Origin of the sequence: Acinetobacter sp. YH12205, from assembly GCF_013418125.1 — a bacterium.
GTDB lineage: Bacteria > Pseudomonadota > Gammaproteobacteria > Pseudomonadales > Moraxellaceae > Acinetobacter > Acinetobacter towneri.
This window is the reverse complement of record NZ_VPCQ01000003.1, coordinates 182,944-200,958: the sequence shown is the minus strand read 5'-3', so window position 1 is coordinate 200,958 and position 18,015 is coordinate 182,944. Positions and strand designations below refer to the sequence as shown.

At 40.0% G+C, this 18,015-nt stretch carries 13 protein-coding genes; 9 read left to right on the top strand and 4 right to left on the bottom strand.

Features of this window, described 5'->3' with window-relative positions; all coding sequences use genetic code 11:
- Positions 1-14: 14 nt before the first annotated feature.
- The 5 genes from dcd (at position 15) to FTU92_RS05310 (ending at position 7,330) form a co-directional block, all read left to right on the top strand.
- Positions 15-584 carry a dCTP deaminase gene (gene dcd, locus FTU92_RS05330; protein ID WP_004975507.1) on the top strand — a complete coding sequence of 190 codons (570 nt, stop codon included), beginning with the start codon at positions 15-17 and terminating at the stop codon, positions 582-584.
- A gap of 242 nt (positions 585-826) precedes the next feature.
- Positions 827-2,899, top strand: coding sequence for a hypothetical protein (locus tag FTU92_RS05325; RefSeq protein WP_180095802.1), 2,073 nt, complete (start codon positions 827-829; stop codon positions 2,897-2,899).
- 13 nt (positions 2,900-2,912) lie between these two features.
- The gene (locus FTU92_RS05320) at positions 2,913-3,629 is read left to right on the top strand and encodes a hypothetical protein (RefSeq protein ID WP_004975509.1); all 717 of its coding nucleotides are present in this window, start codon (positions 2,913-2,915) and stop codon (positions 3,627-3,629) included.
- Positions 3,630-3,662: 33 nt separating this feature from the next.
- A complete protein-coding gene (locus FTU92_RS05315) occupies positions 3,663-5,909 on the top strand; it encodes a DUF6160 family protein (RefSeq protein ID WP_179988584.1) in 2,247 nt (748 codons plus the stop codon).
- Positions 5,910-5,923: 14 nt separating this feature from the next.
- Positions 5,924-7,330 (top strand): hypothetical protein, encoded by a 1,407-nt coding sequence (locus FTU92_RS05310; RefSeq protein ID WP_180095800.1) that lies wholly within the window; start codon positions 5,924-5,926, stop codon positions 7,328-7,330.
- Between the two features lie 58 nt (positions 7,331-7,388).
- Here the strand turns inward: FTU92_RS05310 and FTU92_RS05305 are convergent, their stop codons facing one another.
- From FTU92_RS05305 to FTU92_RS05290, 4 genes are all read right to left on the bottom strand, one after another.
- Positions 7,389-9,104, bottom strand: a complete 1,716-nt coding sequence (locus FTU92_RS05305; RefSeq protein WP_179988582.1) for a proline--tRNA ligase — start codon at positions 9,102-9,104, stop codon at positions 7,389-7,391.
- A 123-nt stretch (positions 9,105-9,227) separates the two neighbouring features.
- Positions 9,228-12,332 (bottom strand): efflux RND transporter permease subunit, encoded by a 3,105-nt coding sequence (locus tag FTU92_RS05300; protein WP_179991468.1) that lies wholly within the window; start codon positions 12,330-12,332, stop codon positions 9,228-9,230.
- A gap of 63 nt (positions 12,333-12,395) precedes the next feature.
- Positions 12,396-13,529 carry an efflux RND transporter periplasmic adaptor subunit gene (locus FTU92_RS05295; protein WP_131261509.1) on the bottom strand — a complete coding sequence of 378 codons (1,134 nt, stop codon included), beginning with the start codon at positions 13,527-13,529 and terminating at the stop codon, positions 12,396-12,398.
- A gap of 49 nt (positions 13,530-13,578) precedes the next feature.
- Positions 13,579-14,223, bottom strand: coding sequence for a hypothetical protein (locus FTU92_RS05290; protein ID WP_154320463.1), 645 nt, complete (start codon positions 14,221-14,223; stop codon positions 13,579-13,581).
- Positions 14,224-14,498: 275 nt separating this feature from the next.
- Between FTU92_RS05290 and pilG the strand changes: the two genes are divergently transcribed.
- From pilG to FTU92_RS05270, 4 genes are read left to right on the top strand one after another with little or no spacing between them, the layout of a single operon-like run.
- Complete coding sequence (pilG, locus tag FTU92_RS05285) at positions 14,499-14,882, top strand: twitching motility response regulator PilG (protein ID WP_004975524.1); 384 nt, start codon at positions 14,499-14,501, stop codon at positions 14,880-14,882.
- A 32-nt stretch (positions 14,883-14,914) separates the two neighbouring features.
- A complete protein-coding gene (locus FTU92_RS05280; RefSeq protein ID WP_180095798.1) occupies positions 14,915-15,283 on the top strand; it encodes a PleD family two-component system response regulator in 369 nt (122 codons plus the stop codon).
- A 3-nt stretch (positions 15,284-15,286) separates the two neighbouring features.
- Complete coding sequence (locus FTU92_RS05275) at positions 15,287-15,823, top strand: chemotaxis protein CheW (RefSeq protein ID WP_004975527.1); 537 nt, start codon at positions 15,287-15,289, stop codon at positions 15,821-15,823.
- A gap of 46 nt (positions 15,824-15,869) precedes the next feature.
- Positions 15,870-17,945, top strand: a complete 2,076-nt coding sequence (locus FTU92_RS05270) for a methyl-accepting chemotaxis protein (protein ID WP_180095796.1) — start codon at positions 15,870-15,872, stop codon at positions 17,943-17,945.
- Positions 17,946-18,015 lie beyond the last annotated feature (70 nt).

Genomic DNA, 18,015 nt, shown 5'->3' with positions numbered 1-18,015 from the left:
TGGATAGAAAATAAATGGCAATTAAGTCTGATCGTTGGATTCGCGAAATGAGCGAAAAACACGGCATGATTGAACCGTATGCAGAAAACCAAGTTCGCTTTGACGAAAATGGCGAGAAACTCATTTCTTATGGTGTTTCTAGCTATGGTTATGACGTACGTTGTGCACGTGAATTTAAAGTCTTTACCAATGTTCACTCAGCAATTGTCGATCCAAAAAACTTTGATGAAAAAAGTTTTATCGATATTGAATCAGATGTGTGCATCATTCCGCCAAACTCGTTTGCCTTGGCGCGTACCGTTGAATATTTCCGTATTCCACGCAATGTATTGACAGTATGCTTAGGTAAATCGACCTATGCGCGTTGCGGTATTATTGTGAATGTCACGCCACTCGAACCCGAGTGGGAAGGTCATGTAACTTTAGAGTTTTCCAATACCACGAACTTACCTGCACGTATTTATGCGGGTGAAGGTGTGGCACAAATGCTGTTCTTTGAATCAGATGAAGTTTGTGAAACCTCGTACAAAGACCGTGGTGGTAAATATCAAGGGCAGACAGGCGTGACCTTGCCTAAAGCATAAGTGATTAACCCATCACAATTTTTCTGTTGAACAAGCGAGCCAATGTGCTCGCTTTTTTTCATTCATCGGAAAGCTGTGCTGTTTAGCCAGTTTGTTTTGCATTTGCATAAATATTCAGCATAATTAAATATGAGAATGCTTTGGCATAATCACGTTTTTAAGGATAAAAACACTCAAATAAATAGCCAAGCTATAGATAAATAAAAGAAAGATGCGGAGCATCAGATAAAAGGAAGGTCGAGATGACTGAACACGCAATTACTTACCCTTTTCGTAAGCATTGCTTAGCCACTGCGATAGGCTTACTTTTGGCGAATCCGAGTTATGCTTTACAAGCACTCTCCGATGACTCTTTGTCAAATACCACAGGCGAAGGGGTTGCTTTAGTCCTTGATGACTTCAAAATGGTGTTTCAGCAACCGAATGATCTATCTACAGGGTCGAGCTATACACGTGGCTTAGAAAACCCTAGTCAATATGATACGGGCTTTATTCGTATTATCCCGACGGGGGAGAATTATGTGCAGTTGGCAGAAAGTGCATACCATACGGTTTATAACAATACTTATAATCAAAGTGTTTTAAAAGGTAAGGCTGAGCATAAATATAACGAAACTTACCGTTCAACTTATGAACAAACCTATACAAATCAATATTCAACTTTGTATCAAGAATATACTAAAAATATTGAAGCTGATGTTGACGCGAAAAAAGAAACATTTACATTTGATGTTCGTGAAGGTTTTTTTAATAATGAGACGCTCAAGAATTATTACAATCAGCGTCTTGCGGATTATATGGATGGTACTTGGGGAAAGATTGGAGCTAGTTTAGCAAAAGATGGGACAACAGCATATGATATGAATGCTTTTTTTGTGAATGAGAAAAAAGCAAAAGAATATGCTATTACAAACACTTATGAAATGCTTGATCTTTTATATGGGAGTCGGTCGGCAGAAGCTAATAATGATTTATTGAATTCTGATTTTTATAAAGGGCTTAGCAACTTCACTCGAGCAGACCAAGTTGGTTCACAAGTAGCCACATTAATACAGGCTGAAATAACCAAAGAAACAGCATCGGCTGATATTCGGGCTAAATATAATGCGAGTCAACTTGCAGAAGATACAGCCAAGTCTGCTGTGGCAGAAGTTTATGCTCAAATTATACAATCGGCTGAACAGGCAGCGGAAATTGCTGCATTAGGTTCTCCTGTGCAATCTTTAAGAACCAAAGCAGATGTCTTTATTTATGGTCTGGCATTATCTAAAAGTGATAACTCTTTAAGCAGTCGTTATAGCAATCAGGGTTTTAACTGGGGTTCTGCAGACAATCCATGGTTATTCCGTGCAGGTACAGAAAAAGTCAAACAATTTAAAAATGTAGAAAAAGATGTTGGTTATTTAGCACTAGAGGCACCGCTCGCAACTACTACAGCAACTGAAAGTGATAATAATATTAAATTGGGCTTTTGGACTGATATTTTTTCACGTCAGTTGAACTCAAGTGCAGAGGTGGATCCAAGCACTGGGGCACCAAAATCGGGTTTAGATAAAGAGCACCGTTTACGTACTCAGTTTGTTGCCAATGGTTTAAGCCTAAATGGTTCTCAAACGCGACTATTTCAGACTTTAGACTCTGATAATCCAAATCATCATCAAACATTGGGTATGGCAAGTTTATTGCGTTTAAATACCAATGATAATCCTGCGAATCTAAGTTTCACAGATTCAAACTTAGATAGTAAAGGAATCCGCATTAGTACAGCAGCAAAATCAGATACTTTGGATGGAACGGCGGTCACACCAGCAATAGATGGTTCATTGGCACCAGTTTTTCATGATACAGAGGGTTTGTATTTATACAGTCCGAATATCAATTTAGTTTTAGGGAATATGTATCAGCCTTTTGTGGTTGGTTCTGAGGGCAATAATATTGTGCTAGAAGTAACACGTATTCCGAATGTTCCTGAAATTTACAATAAAATTTATCAAAATTATGAAGATGGAAAGGGTGGGTATTTAGGTTCTACAGCATTTACAGGTTCTACCTGTAATGTGGTGAGTTGTGGCACACCGCTAAAAGCCAATGTCAATGACAGTGCTGCGATGTATCAAGGACGTAATGCGATGCATAGTAGTATTGCAATTGGTACTGTAGAACGCTTGCCAAATAATATGTTGCGTGCCAAAGATCATACGGATGCCACAGGTGTTGTATTTAAGGGTGTAGATGGTACTGCTAAGAATCTAGGTTCAGTTGCAATAGATGGTGTGCTGATTCAGCACCTTAAATTTAAAACAACAGGTCTATAAAAGGAGAATCATCATGTTGAAAAAACTGTCTTGTATTGCATTGATGTGTAGTCCTTTGACCCATGCCAATTTAATTGCACTGGAAAATCATGAATTAACGCAGGCTACTGGTCAAGGTGGAGCAGACCTCAGTTGGACGTTATCGTTAAACCATGAATATGCCGAAAATTTAGAACTCAGCAATATTTCTAAATTTAATGGTGGGACTAAACCTACAGAAGTTTATTATCGCTATAGTAAAAATTGTGCTGACAATAATGTGCTTTGTCGTTTAGCGATTGCACCCAATAACCATGAAGATAATAACGGCAATAAAAAATGGCTGGTATTTAAACAAATTCAGGGCACCATACAAATAGATAAATTTTCTTTAGATGGCACGACTATTATTAATCATAAAAATGACCCACAAACGGCAATGCAGCTTAAGTTTTATGATGATAAGCCATTAAAAATAAGAAATTTGGGTTTTGCAACCATGGCGATCGAAACAGGTACAGGGCAGGGAGCAAATGAAGGTTATGCAAATTCAGAGGTATATACCAAATTTCAAGGAAGAAATTATCAACAAGATGGTAGTTATAACTTAGTTCAGCAAGATGTACCTTTGTTTGATCAGGGCGCTGAAAAAGGATTTATGGGCTTAAATATTCACGGCAATATGCACATGTCTGGCAATGTGAAAATATTTAGCTACAACTGTACAGGTTCAGCAGCAAGTCGTTGTTGAATATAGGATTAAGTACAGTATAGGGAAATAACAATGAAAAAAATAATGCAGTTGAATTTATTAACATTGAGCGTACTTTGTGCGCAACAAGTGTATGCTTTAGAGCTGATTGCAGACCAGCATTTGTCTGATGTAAGTGGGCAAGATGGTATTGTAATCACCCATGAAATGTCTAAAGCCACGATTAATCAAGTCAATTGGTATGATCCTGATTTAGTGGCTGGAACTCAACAGGGTTTAGGCTTACATAATGTAGAAATTAAAGGACAGAATAACCAGCCTATTATCAGTAAGCTTGCTTTAGATGTGGGGAAAACTGATGTTGGCGCAGGTGTGCGTATCGATGCGAGTATTGATGCTTTTCAATCGACTGCAGATTTAAACTTGGTCAAAAAAAACTGTGTCGGAAATAGTTGTACTAAAGAAACACAAAGCTTGGGTCAGTTCGGCTTAGAAACTAAATCACCTTTAAAAGTTTTATTAGAAACCAAAGCAGGTTTATTCAATCAAAATGAAACGGCACATTTAAACTTCCAGTTACAGAATGCCAAAATTAGTCATGGTTTAGGTAAGCATGAATTATCTATGCATGATTTTAACTTTAATTTTGCGACTGACGGCTATATGTACATTGATGCCGATGAGGGATTGGTCTTTACCACTAAAAATGGCACCACCGACCATTTTGTTAATCTTGGACGAGTGAAAGACCTGAGTGATGTTGCTAGTAGCCGACAAAATGCAACTAACCCTGGGGTCAATATTGACTTGCGTTATGATGATAAAAATTTAATTCGCTTTGGTGCATCAGGTGCGGTAAGCAATGCGAAATTGTTTTTTAATGGGCATCAAAAAAATGTTGCCAATTTTGACGTTTCGAATAAGGTCAATGGTGTAATTGAAACTAAAAATACCGCAGTTACAGGCTACGATACTGTGGTGGGGCAAGGTGGTTTGCATTTGGGCTTATCTGCTGATTTTACCAATCAAAATACGGCAGGCTTGGCTGCAGGGCAATTACCAACAACCTTAGAAATTGGGCACACAGGAAAAGGCAGTTATGCGGTTGAGTTTTCGAATTTAAGACCGCTAACCACACGTGATGCACAAGGTGCTTTGCACAATAAAAATGCTTATATTGATTTTGGCGATATTTATATTAATACCGTACAAGCGAAAAACCTCAATTTTTTAGTCAATGAAAATATTAAAAATACCATTGGTGCAACCAGTCCTATTTTAAACCAGTTGCTATCGAGTAAGCTTGAAGGTGACCAGTTCTCACTGATCGCTGTTCGTGGTATGGACTTTCAGTCTATTGCAGCCAAAGCTAGAATTATTTCTGACAACTCTTTAAATGAATTGACAGGAGATGGTGGTTCTTGGGGTATTGGGATTCCAATTTATAATTTAAATGCCAATGTGGCCTTGTCGGGTAAACAATATCTGTCACCTTATGATGGAACGAACAAAACTGGAATTGGTTATAACGCTATTGTTTCTACCGAAGGTTATGGCATTGATTCAAAAACAGGCTTACCAAGTACCACTTCTATTATCTTAATTGACGGGCAAGACAGCCTGCATGCTGGTGAAGCTGTCAACTATTATGCTGGTTTAAGAAATATTGATGCATTAATTCAGTCCGACGGTGTGATTGGTTATGAAGATGAAGGGATTTATATTCGTGCAGATCATTTATTAGTTGCAGCAAAAGCAGAGTTAGCGATTGGACAATTACCAGGTTCGAAATACAACTGCGTCACAGGATCAACTAAATGCGGTGGTTTTGTACCTTACGATAATTTCTCTAAGAAAGATGATGTGTTGACCACAATTGCTTTTAAATTAGATGGCAATGGTGAATTGTTGGTAATTCCTGGAATGGATCCAACCGATACTAATCCGAACTCAAACTTTTTGTCTTTTGATGCGAACTTTAAGTTTAGAAGTCTAGATAGCACAGAACAGGCTGATCCGAAGAATTTAGGTAGTTATTTTAGTTTGATTAATGAAGATCAAGTGAATAATGAAACTGTTCAAACGTCTTCTATTAACTTGAATCGTATGGAAGGTCATTTAGGTGTCAAAGGAAAAGTCGTCGTCAGTGCAGATACGGTCACTTTAGACAATCAAGTGAAATTTAATTATAAAAATGATATTGCTCAACCCTTTAAAACAAACTTTGCAATGTCTACCAATGGCAATATGCAGAAAATCGCATCTGTCGCACTTACAGGTGGAACCATGCGCAGCACATTGGGCATTACGCCACGCTAAAGGATAGAAATAAAATGAAAAAAACAATTTTAGTTGCATCTATTTTAAGTACAGCCTTTTCATTCAGTTCTGCTCAAGCGATGCAGGCTTTAAATGATGATCAGTTATCTCATGTACAAGGTCAGGCACTTTTGAATCTGATGACTGCGACAGATCAATCGCAAGGGTTAAATTTTTATAAACTAAGTGTTGATGCACTCATGGAGCTTAATGCCAACATTAAAACGCTACAATTAGGTTGTGGCGGTGTAAATAACGCGATTGGTGGTAAAGCGGGATGTGATATTGATATTTCTAATATTTCGTTAAGTGGTTTGAATGAATCCTATGATTCAACAGGTAACCCAAAGTTTAATGGTGAACGTGCGGGTACCAGTGCACAAATTACCAATCCATTTATTGAATTTGCGATTAGTGGAAATAGTGCGTCAACACGTGAAGTGGTTGGTTTTCGCTTAGGTGCTGAAGAAATTTTAGGTCTACTGACTTTGGGTACAGATAACGTGCAAAACCCAAATGACGGGATTAAAAGTTTCAGTGGTTATATGAAAATGGCACAAACGCAAGGGCATTCATTTACTAAAGAAGCTAAATTTGGTAATGCCTCTGACCAAAAAATTAGTGGGATACTGACTGCGTTGGGGCAGGATCGTGTCTATACAAGTAAACCTGGCGCAGCAGGACATACTGGGATTACTGTTCCATCGATGCGAGCTAATTTTACAATGCCTGAAACAGTAGTGACTGGTCAGCGTATGGAATCCGCTGTAGTTACAGGTATCCGTTCAACATTAGCTTCTATTCCATTAGCGGCAACAGAGTCTGGGACATATGCTGGTGATGTAAATGGAACACCTGACTTTTCAAAAGACCAGTTATATGTCACATTTCCTCCTTTATTGTTTGGTTCTGTTGGTGATCACTCATTCTTTAAAATGAGTAAGGGTTCTACACTAGAAAATTTGAATATGGATATTACTTTTGTCCAAGCCCTAAATATGATTCACAATATTCCTCTGACAGGAACAGGTGGATATTTATCTTTACAAAGCAAGCCAGTGCAGTGGATGGGTGCAGATGAAAAAGATATTGCACAACAAGGTTGGTGGATGTCGTTTAAGGAACCAGTGCAATTAGGTTATTTGGCAACTGCGGATTTGGTAGATGTTTCTGCAGTACTACCACAGGTCGCAAAAGCATTAACTTCTGAGTTAATGCAAGATAAGCATAATGTAGATGTAAGTTTGTTAGAAGCATTAGGTTCATTGGCTGGTACACCAATCGAGCGTAAAATGCATATCGATGTTGGTAGTTACACAGGATATTACACGGGTCAACCAGCCAGATTAACACTTAATAATCAGGTTTTACAAAACCAAAATGTTACCCCTAACTGTTATGGTGGTATGAAATTCTGCTAATCCCAAATGAAAAAAATCCCGCAACTTGTGCGGGATTTTTTATACTCAGTGTTCAATCTTATTTGGCAATTTTGATGAGTAATTCTTCTTTCGTTAGGTTGCTAGATTCAGCATCACGACGACCTTTATATTCAAAAGTACCTGCATCTAAACCTTTCTCACCAATCACAATACGGTGCGGAATACCTGTAAGCTCAAGGTCAGAGAATTTCACCCCAGGACGTTCATTACGATCATCCAGTAATACATCATAACCCGCAGCTTGAAGTTCAGCATAAAGTGCTTCTGCTGCTTCTAATGTGCGAGGTGATTTATGTGCGTTCATTGGTACAATCGCAATTTCAAATGGTGCGATGGCTGCAGGCCAAATAATCCCTTTATCATCAAAATTTTGTTCAATGGCAGAGGCAACGACACGTGTGACTCCAATCCCATAGCATCCCATGGTAACAGTAAACGGTTTGCCATCTTCACCTAATACTTTGCAGCCCAGCGCTTCAGAGTATTTAGTACCGAGTTGGAAGATATGACCGACTTCAATACCGCGTTTAATTTGTAGAGTTCCTTTGCCATCTGGAGATGGATCGCCCTCAACGACGTTACGTAAATCGTAAACTTCAGTATATTGTGCATCGCGTTCCCAGTTCACACCTGTTGCGTGTTGATCAACTTGGTTTGCACCTGCAACGAAGTCAGACAGTACTGATGCAGCACGGTCTACAATCACAGTTATGCCTTTTTCAACCAAACCTTGTGGACCAACAAAGCCAGCAGTTAAACCTAACGCTGCAATTTGTGCATCGGTTGCAAAAGTAAGTGGTGCTGCAATCTGTGGATGCTTTTCTGCTTTAATTTCGTTGAGTTCATGGTCACCCCGCAGGAATAATGCAATCACAGGCACTTGACCTGTTTCATCTGCAACACCTTGAACCAAGAGCGCTTTGACTGATTGGTTACTATTTGTGCCTAAAAATGCAGAAACTTCCGCAATGGTTTTTTGGTTTGGTGTATCCACAATTTTGAGTTCTTGCGTTGCCGCAGCACGTTCACCCACCAAAATAGCTTCAGCCATTTCAATATTGGCTGCATAATCAGATTCGGTAGAGAAGGCGATATCATCTTCACCACTTGAAGCTAGAACGTGGAATTCATGTGAACCTGAACCACCAATAGAACCTGTATCTGCCTGTACTGGGCGGAAGTCTAAACCTAAGCGCGAGAAAATACGGCAGTAGGTGTCGTACATCACATCATAGGTTTCTTGTAAAGAAGCTTGATCGGTATGGAAAGAATAAGCATCTTTCATAATAAATTCGCGTGAACGCATTACCCCAAAACGTGGGCGAATTTCGTCACGGAATTTAGTTTGAATTTGATAGAAGTTGATTGGCAATTGCTTATAGCTTTTTAATTCATTACGCGCCAAATCGGTAATGACTTCTTCATGTGTTGGGCCAAGTACAAAAGGATTGTCGTGGCGATCTTTAAAGCGTAGTAATTCAGGACCGTATTGCACATAACGCCCTGATTCTTCCCAAAGTGAGGCAGGCTGAGTGACAGGCATAAAAGTTTCTAAAGCACCTGCGCGATTCATTTCTTCACGAACAATGGCTTCAACTTTATTTAGCACACGCACACCCATTGGCAGCCAAGTATATAAACCTGAAGCCAATTTACGAATCATACCCGCACGTAACATCAGCTGGTGAGAAATCACCTCGGCATCGTTTGGGGTTTCTCTTAACGTAGCAAATAAAAAGCGACTCGCGCGCATGGAAACTGTCCTAAAAAGTGAAGCGTTAAATGGATTTTTTTCAAAGCCAGATTATACAATAAAAATCGGGCTAAACTTGCGTTAAAATTTAGCCCGAACGATTGTGTGACTTTGCGTGAGATTTTAAGAAATCAGTTTACGCGTTTGGCGTAACATAAAATTCTTAAAATCATCTAAGTAAGTGAAAATGACAGGTACGACCACCAAGGTGAGTAGGGTGGATGTAATTACACCGCCAATGACTGCGTGTGCCATAGGCGCACTTTGTTCGCCGCCTTCACCCAAGCCAAGTGCGAGTGGCACCATCCCCATCACCATTGCACTGGTGGTCATTAAAATAGGGCGTAAACGGGTTTTCCCTGCAGCTATAATTGCATCATAACGTGAATCGCCCTGATCCATGGCTTTTTTAATAAAATCAATTAGTAAAATCGCATTTTTGGTGACCAATCCCATCAGCATAATAATACCGATAATAGAAAACAGGTTCATGGTCGAGTTAAAAATAAACAGTGCCAAGAATACTCCAATCAACGATAAAGGTAGGGAAGCCATAATTGCTGCGGGGTGAATGAAACTGTTGAATTGCGAACCTAAAACAATATAAATAAACACAATAGACAGGGTAATTGCAGTCAGTGCATAACCTGCAGATTCAGCCATGTCAGCATTGGCGCCTTGAGTGTCGAAGCTATAACCTGCGGGTAATTTAAAGTTATCCTGAATTTTTTGAATGTCGACACCAATGTCACCTGCAGGACGTCCAGCAGTATTGGCTTCGACCAAAACTTCACGGGCTAAATCACGACGGTTAATTTGTGCTGCACCTAAACTTTCCTCAAACTTCGCCACACTTGCCAAAGGCACTAAAATATTTTGTCCATTGGCATCAGTTTTTTTTGAAGTTAAATACATATTTTGCACATTGCTCGGCAAGCTACGATGGTTTTCTGTAAGTCGAACATTGACATCGTAGGTTTCACCACGTTCATCTTGCCAAGTGGTGACATCATCCCCCGCAATGAGTGGGCGGATAATATTGGCAATTTGATTCACCGATAGCCCCAAATCACTAGCAAGGACACGGTTAATATAAACACCTAATGTAGGTTTAGGAGCTTTTAGCGAGCTTTCTAAATCGACAATACCATCCACCTGAGCAATTTCTGTCATAAAGCGGTCAGAGATTTTTTGTAATTCTGCTAAATCTGGACCTTTAATGGACACCATCACAGGTTTTTGCCCCCCTGAAACTGTTTCGTCGGCAGAGGCGACAGAGGTGATGGTGATGCCCGCAACACTTTGTAGACGCTGGCGAAATTCGTTATTGAGTTCGGTTAGCGTTTGTTGACGTTCATTACGTGGGCTGACAGTTACACGCAAATTAACATGATTTTTCCCGCGATCTGTTACGCTGTTAATGGCTCCGTAAGTCGCACGTACTTCAGGGTGTTGACGGATGATTTGATCTACTTGTTTTAATTTTGCTTGTGAATATTCAAGCGAGGCATCTACAGGTGTTTCAAATTTAATCCGAATTTCACCTTTGTCGGGTACAGGTACAAACTCTGTGCCAATCAGTTTGGATAATCCGAGTGCTGCAAATAATGAACCCACGGCAATCAATAAGGTGATAACGCGAAATCGTAGTGCTAATTTTAAAAGTTTTTCATAATGATGACTTAAATTGTCGAGTTTGTTGGAAATCCAGTTTAAGAAGCGTTTTACTCGTCCAGGTTTTTTATTGGGATTTGGTTTTTCTGCCCAGTGTGCAGAAAGCATTGGATCCAGCGTAAAACTGACAAACATGGAAATCAGCACGGCAGTACTGACGGTGACACCAAATTGATAAAAAAAGCGTCCGATAATGCCGCCCATAAATGCCACAGGTAAAAATACCGCCACAATGGTTAAGGTGGTTGCTAAAACTGCTAAGCCAATTTCTTTAGTACCATCCAAAGCAGCCGTGACATGGTCTTTACCCATATCTGCATGACGCACAATATTTTCACGAACCACAATTGCATCATCAATCAATAAGCCAATACTGAGCGAGAGTGCCAGTAAGGTCATCATGTTGATGGTAAAGCCAAATGCCCAAATAAAGGTGAGTGTGCCGAGTAGGGCGATTGGCAGGGTCAATCCTGTAATAGCGGTAGAACGGAATGAACCAAGAAACAACAGTACAATCAGGACTGCCAGAATCGCACCTTCAATAATGGTACGTGCTACATCACGGATACTGCCACGAATCCCTTTAGAAGAATCCACCACGACTTTTGCAGTCATGCCAGCAGGCAGTTGGGTTTGAATACGTTCTAAGGTTTTATAAGTGTTATCTACCACTTCAATGACATTAGAGTCTGAACTACGCAAGATATCGACAGCAACCGCAGTTTGCCCATTTAAAAATGCACTGGTTTCCAGCTCTGCCTGACTGTCTTGAATTGTGGCAACTTGTTTTAAAAAGATGGGCGCACCATTTTTATTGGCAATAATTAAATCGCCAAAAGCCAGAGGATGAATGACTTTGGATTGGATTTCGACCACCAATTCACTATTGGCTTGTTTGAGTGTGCCGCCAGGTACTTCAATATTTTCAGCTTTGAGCGTGTTGATGACCTGATCCACACCCAGTCCAAAACTCATTAACTTTTGTGGATCTACCTCAATCCGAATTTGTCGCTGTGCATCACCCAATAAATTAACAGTTCCGACACCAGACACAGTGCGCAGTTGCGGTACAACTTGTTGATCTAAATAGGAACTTAAATCACGCAAAGACATTTGTGAGGATTCAAAAACTATCGACATCACTGCATTAGCAGTTGGATCGTAGCGCTCCACCACTGGGTCTTGAATTTCATCTCGAAACCCTGCACTGACAGACGAAATTTTATCGCGTACATCTTGTGCCGCCACTGCCGAAGGAACATCTAAATTAAACTCGGCAATAATAGTAGATAACCCTTCACTGGATTGTGAAACCAGTTGTTTGAGTCCAGAAATGGTGTTGATCTGATCTTCCATTTTCTTGGTGATTTCAGATTCAACTGTTTCAGGTGATGCACCCGGATAACTGGTATAAACCACTACAAACGGAAAATCGACGTCAGGAAATTCTTCCACGCCCATACGTTGCCATGAAGCCAAGCCAAGCACCATTAGACAAAACATCATCATGATGGTAAAAACGGGATACTTGACGCTAACTCGGGTAAACCACATAACAACGATCCTGATTTTTTATTTATTGGACATCTGCACTACTGCATTGAGATGAAATTCAATTTATTGAGGGTTATTTTGAATGATCACCTGCTGCTGAATTTGATCGGGGTTGAACACCACTCGACTGACTAGATCACTGCTCTGTAAGCCTTGAATCACAGCAGTATTGTCACTATAGCGCTGTTCTAAAACTGTGATATCCACGCGGGCAATTTTTTGATCTCGAATCACCCAAACATAAGGTTTGTTTTGGATATCGTGAATGGTATTGAGTGGGATGATTTGCCCTGAAATTGTCGTGTTCGCTAAAATATAACCATCCACAAATGCCCCAATACTTAAAGAGGGAAGACGATCAAGCGGGGTTGCAAAAAACTCAATTTGACGACTGGCTAAATCTGCCACTGGGGAAACGCGGCTAATTTGTGCATTAAATGTGTTTGCTTGCCCTTGGAGTTGATATTCAATTTTTTGACCAATTTTGAGTGCGGCTTGTAAGTCGCTTGGTAATTTCGCTTGAATTTCTAATTGGTTCGGATCGACGACTTCAAATAAGGTTTGTCCTGCAGCCACAGTTTGCCCAGGCTCAACTTGACGTTGGGTAATGACACCATGAATTGGACTGGTAATCGTGCCATCTTGATCGGCTTTTAGTGCAATATCGACATTGGCTTGTTGGGCGCGTACATTTTCCATTTGCGCACGATAATCTAACTGACTTTGCTCATATTCCACTTGTGAAATAAAACCCTGATCGAGCAAACGTTTTTTTCGTTGCATCATGTTGCGGGCTTGGTTGGCTTGCGCTTGCGTTGCAGCTAAATTGGCGCGAGCTTGTGCTAAACGCGCAGCATTATCCTGATTATTTAAGCGTAGCAAGGTTTGACCACGTTGTACGCTATCTCCCACTTTGACATAGACTGAGGTTGCTGTGGCAGTCACCTGTGCTTGAATACTGCTTTGATTCACAGCACGCACTGTGCCTGTAAAGGCAGTTTTACTGATTGCGCTGCCTTGTTGTGGTGTCACTAAATCTTGCTGAATGAGTTCAATTTTTTCTGATACTGTTGTTTTATTTTCAGTTTCTGTTTTTTGGCAGGCACTCAGCAAAATACATAAACCGATTGCACCGATACGAAAAATGGGTAAATGCTGCCGATTAAACCTAACTGCGATACGCTGTGCAATGTGCATGCATATTTGTCCTTATTGATTGCCAAAATGACAAGGTAATTCAAATCAACTATTCAAGTGCTTTTAAGCGAGTAATAATTCTGTCGTATTCTGCTTGTGTATTTCGATAGCTTGTTTGTAAAGATTGAATCATATCTTTTTTAAGCTCGATGTTTTTTAAGTTATTGTCCAAATTGGTTTTTAGTTGTGCAGGCACAGGTTTGACCTTGCGTAAATACTCCATTTCTTGACGTTTAAAAGTAATACGGTCATTTTGCAGCTGTTTGAGTTGTTCTTGTTGGAAAATAATTTGCTTTTTAATATGCGCTAAAGCGTTATTACGTTTAGTGATTGCGGTTTGACTATTGGTATAGGCTTTTTTTAAACGCTGATCAGATTCCATTTGATACGCTTGAGCAGCACGTTGTGGGGCTTTTTTAATATCCATTTCAGTGTTGTATGGACGTGCGCGCTGAATCACTTGCATGTTACGGTCTAATGCTTCATAGCCATGACGAATATGATTAGGTGTCACATTACTACTAATATTTGCAACGCCATGTTGATCATAATAGCGATACCACACCGCTTTGTTCTGGCTGTCAGCCATGAGTGGGGCAGAGGACAAGAGCAGTAAAGCAAGCATGCCCAATTTAAGTGACTGCTTATTTTGTTTTAATTTGACAGCGAGTGATTTTGCAAAAAAAGTGCTCACGTTGTCCCCCACAATAAAGTTGACTAAATTACTTAAATTACACGTAATAATAGTGTTATATTAGATCAAAATTAGGAATTAAAAAAATACAACCGATAAAAAATATCAATGGTCACAAGAAAGTGTGAGCGGTTTGGTGATAATGGTGTAAAAGTGTAGATTTACACTAAATATGTTCATTGAAACTACAAGTAAAGATATGTTAAAAATACGATCAATGTGTAAGATTTTTCTACTCAGTTGCTTGTACAAACAAAAATGGGAAGGGTCATTGAATGGACGATAAATTCCAAAATCTAAAAGTCATGGTGATTGATGATTCAAAAACCATTCGCCGTACAGCTGAAACACTTCTGCAGCGTGAAGGTTGTGAAGTGGTTACCGCAGTTGATGGATTTGAAGCTTTATCCAAAATTGCAGAATCAAATCCAGATATCGTATTCGTAGATATTATGATGCCACGCCTAGATGGTTACCAAACGTGTGCCTTAATTAAAAACTCGCAAAACTACCAAAACATTCCTGTCATTATGCTATCAAGTAAAGATGGTTTATTTGACCAAGCTAAAGGACGTGTCGTGGGTTCTGATGAGTATCTGACTAAACCATTTAGTAAAGATGAATTATTAAACGCCATTCGTAACCACGTGACCGCATAATTATTAGTTAGTTAGATTTATTGGGGAAAATAATGGCTCGTATTCTTATTGTAGATGATTCACCTACAGAAACATTCCGCTTTAGAGAAATCTTGACCAAGCATGGTTTTCAAGTCATTGAAGCAGCGAATGGTGCAGATGGCGTGACCATGGCGCAAGCTGAATTACCAGATTTAGTATTAATGGATGTGGTTATGCCAGGCGTGAATGGCTTTCAGGCAACACGTCAAATTTCGCGTGGTGACACCACCAAACACATTCCAATTGTAATTGTGAGTACCAAAGATCAGGCAACTGATCGTGTTTGGGGAAAACGCCAAGGTGCAAGCGATTACTTAACTAAGCCTGTTGACGAAAAACAATTAATTGATGTGATTAATCAACACCTTAATGCAGGATAAGCTATGGCTGCAAATGGTTTTATTGAATTGCTTCGGTTATCTAAACGTGGAAACAAAAACTACGTTAGTACCGAAAATGAGGTAAACCGCTGGTCAGGCATTGCTTTTGAGATGATGGGGCAATATTTCGTTGCTCCATTAGGAGAAGTTTCTGAGGTTATTTATCCACCGAAATATACGCCCGTGCCAAATACCCAACCTTGGGTAGTAGGTTTAGCGAATATTCGCGGAAGATTACTTTCAGTTTCAGATTTGGCACATTATGTTTCTGGGCAAAGCAGCCAATATTCACCTACTCAAAAAGTAATGTGTATTAGTCATAATGACCATTATGTCGGTTTAGTTGTAGATCAAGTTTTGGGTATACAGCACTTTAATAAGAAAAGTTTCTTTTCTAAACACAATGATTTAGATAGTAATTTACAAGAATATTGTCAGGGGTATTTTCACCAACATAACCAACAATGGCATGTTTTCTTATTTAGTCGTTTATTGCAAAACCCAAAATACATGAACGCATCTATAAAATTTATAAATTAACTGTCGCGCACCTAAAAAATGAAGGCGTCAATCGGGGAGAAGCTGCATGGGCTTTAAACTTAAAAAGAAAAATTCAGGCGAAGAAACCGTCCGTAAAGCAAGTGGTCCAGGTTTTTTTGCAAAATTACAGGCGCGAACAGAAGAGTTTGCGAGTGTATTTGGCGAAACAGAAAAATCTAAGCCACTTATTTTAGGCGCAGCTTTTTGTATCATCTTATCGCTTTTCCTGTTGTTATACCTTTTTTATAGCGTGCCGCGTAATAACGATTTTACCCGTAGTTTGGGTGATTTACGTCTGTTGTCACAAACCATTTCACGTCAAGCAACCGAAGCGACTGCATCAGGTACGCCTGAATCTATTAAAAACTTAACAGATTCACAAAAAGCCTTTGCTGCTCACTTAGAAACAGTGAAGGATATTCATGCCAGCACAGATACACTGCGTGAAGTGGAAACACAGTGGAAATCGGTTTCTGAAAATATTGATTTGATTGCTTCGCAACAAAAAATCATTAACCAACTCTATGACACCAACATTGCAATTGGTGAAACCATTCCGGGTATTCAGGCTGAATATAACTTGATGGTTGACCAAATGGCACGTCAAGACATGCCAAGTAGCCAGGTGGTTATTGCAAAGAACCAAGTATTCATTGCAGAACGTATTTTACGTTCAATCAGTTCTGTATTAACAGGTACAGACAGTTCACGTGAATCTGCAGATGACTTTAGTGCCGATACCGAAACGTTTGGTGCTTACTTGGCAGCACAGTTAAATGGTAGTGCGGAACTTGGTGTACAACGTATTACTCAAGAAGATTTACGTAGTTCATTAGAAGGTATTCAAGCAGAATATGAAGATGTATTGAAATCTGCTGCTGCAACGGTTTTAAGTAACTCAACACAAATTGTAAAAGTACGTCAGGCATCATCTTCTATTTTTGATCAGTCAGATAAGCTTTTAACCAATTTAAATAAATTGTCTAGCGGTTCAGGTTGGTCTATTGCAATTCCTGCAATTGGCTTAATTGCAGCATTACTTGCGTTCTTATTCTGTGTATTCAAACTCTTGAACTTACGTGGTGAAGCCGATAAAACTCGCGTGGTTCGTCTACAAGATGAATATGACCGTAACCAGAACGCGATTTTACGTTTACTTGATGAGATTGCCGACCTTGCGGATGGTGACTTACGTTCATACGCAACAGTATCGGAAGACTTCACGGGTGCCATTGCCGACTCGATTAACTTCGCAATTGACCAATTACGTGACCTTGTATCGCGTATTCACGAAACATCGCATGAAGTTGCACAATATACGGCAACCACACAGAACATTACCAACCAGCTTGCTGAAGCATCTGAGCATCAGGCGCAAGAAATTGCAGGTGCATCTGCCGCAATTAACGAAATGGCAATGTCGATTGACCAAGTATCTGCCAACGCTGAAGAATCAGCAGCGGTAGCAGAACGTTCAGTACATATTGCATCGAATGGTGCAGACGTTGTAAACCGTTCAATTGAAGGTATGGATATCATTCGTGAGCAGATTCAAGAAACCTCTAAACGTATTAAGCGTTTGGGTGAATCTTCACAAGAGATTGGTAACATCGTTGCCTTGATTAACGATATTGCCGACCAAACTAACATCTTGGCATTAAACGCAGCAATTCAGGCGTCTATGGCGGGTGAAGCAGGTCGTGGTTTCGCAGTCGTAGCCGACGAGGTACAGCGTCTAGCGGAACGTTCAGCATCTGCAACCAAGCAGATTGAAACACTGGTTAAAACCATTCAGACCGATACCAACGAAGCCGTAATTTCGATGGAACAAACCACATCGGAAGTTGTACGTGGTGCGAACTTATCTAAGGATGCGGGTGTTGCACTGGATGAGATTCAAACGGTATCGACCAACCTTGCGAAATTGATTTCTAACATTTCGGATGCTGCAAAACTTCAGTCTGCTTCTGCAGGTCACATTGCAACCACGATGAACGTTGTACAGGAAATTACCTCGCAAACGACCAGTGCAACTTTCGATACTGCACGTTCGGTATCTGAGTTGGCCAACATGGCAGAATCATTACGTGAATCTGTAACTGACTTTAAACTACCTGAATAAGCGGGATTCCAGCTTGGGGAAAGGTGTACCTATACACAGTTATGGGTACACCATCATTCAGAGATAAAGC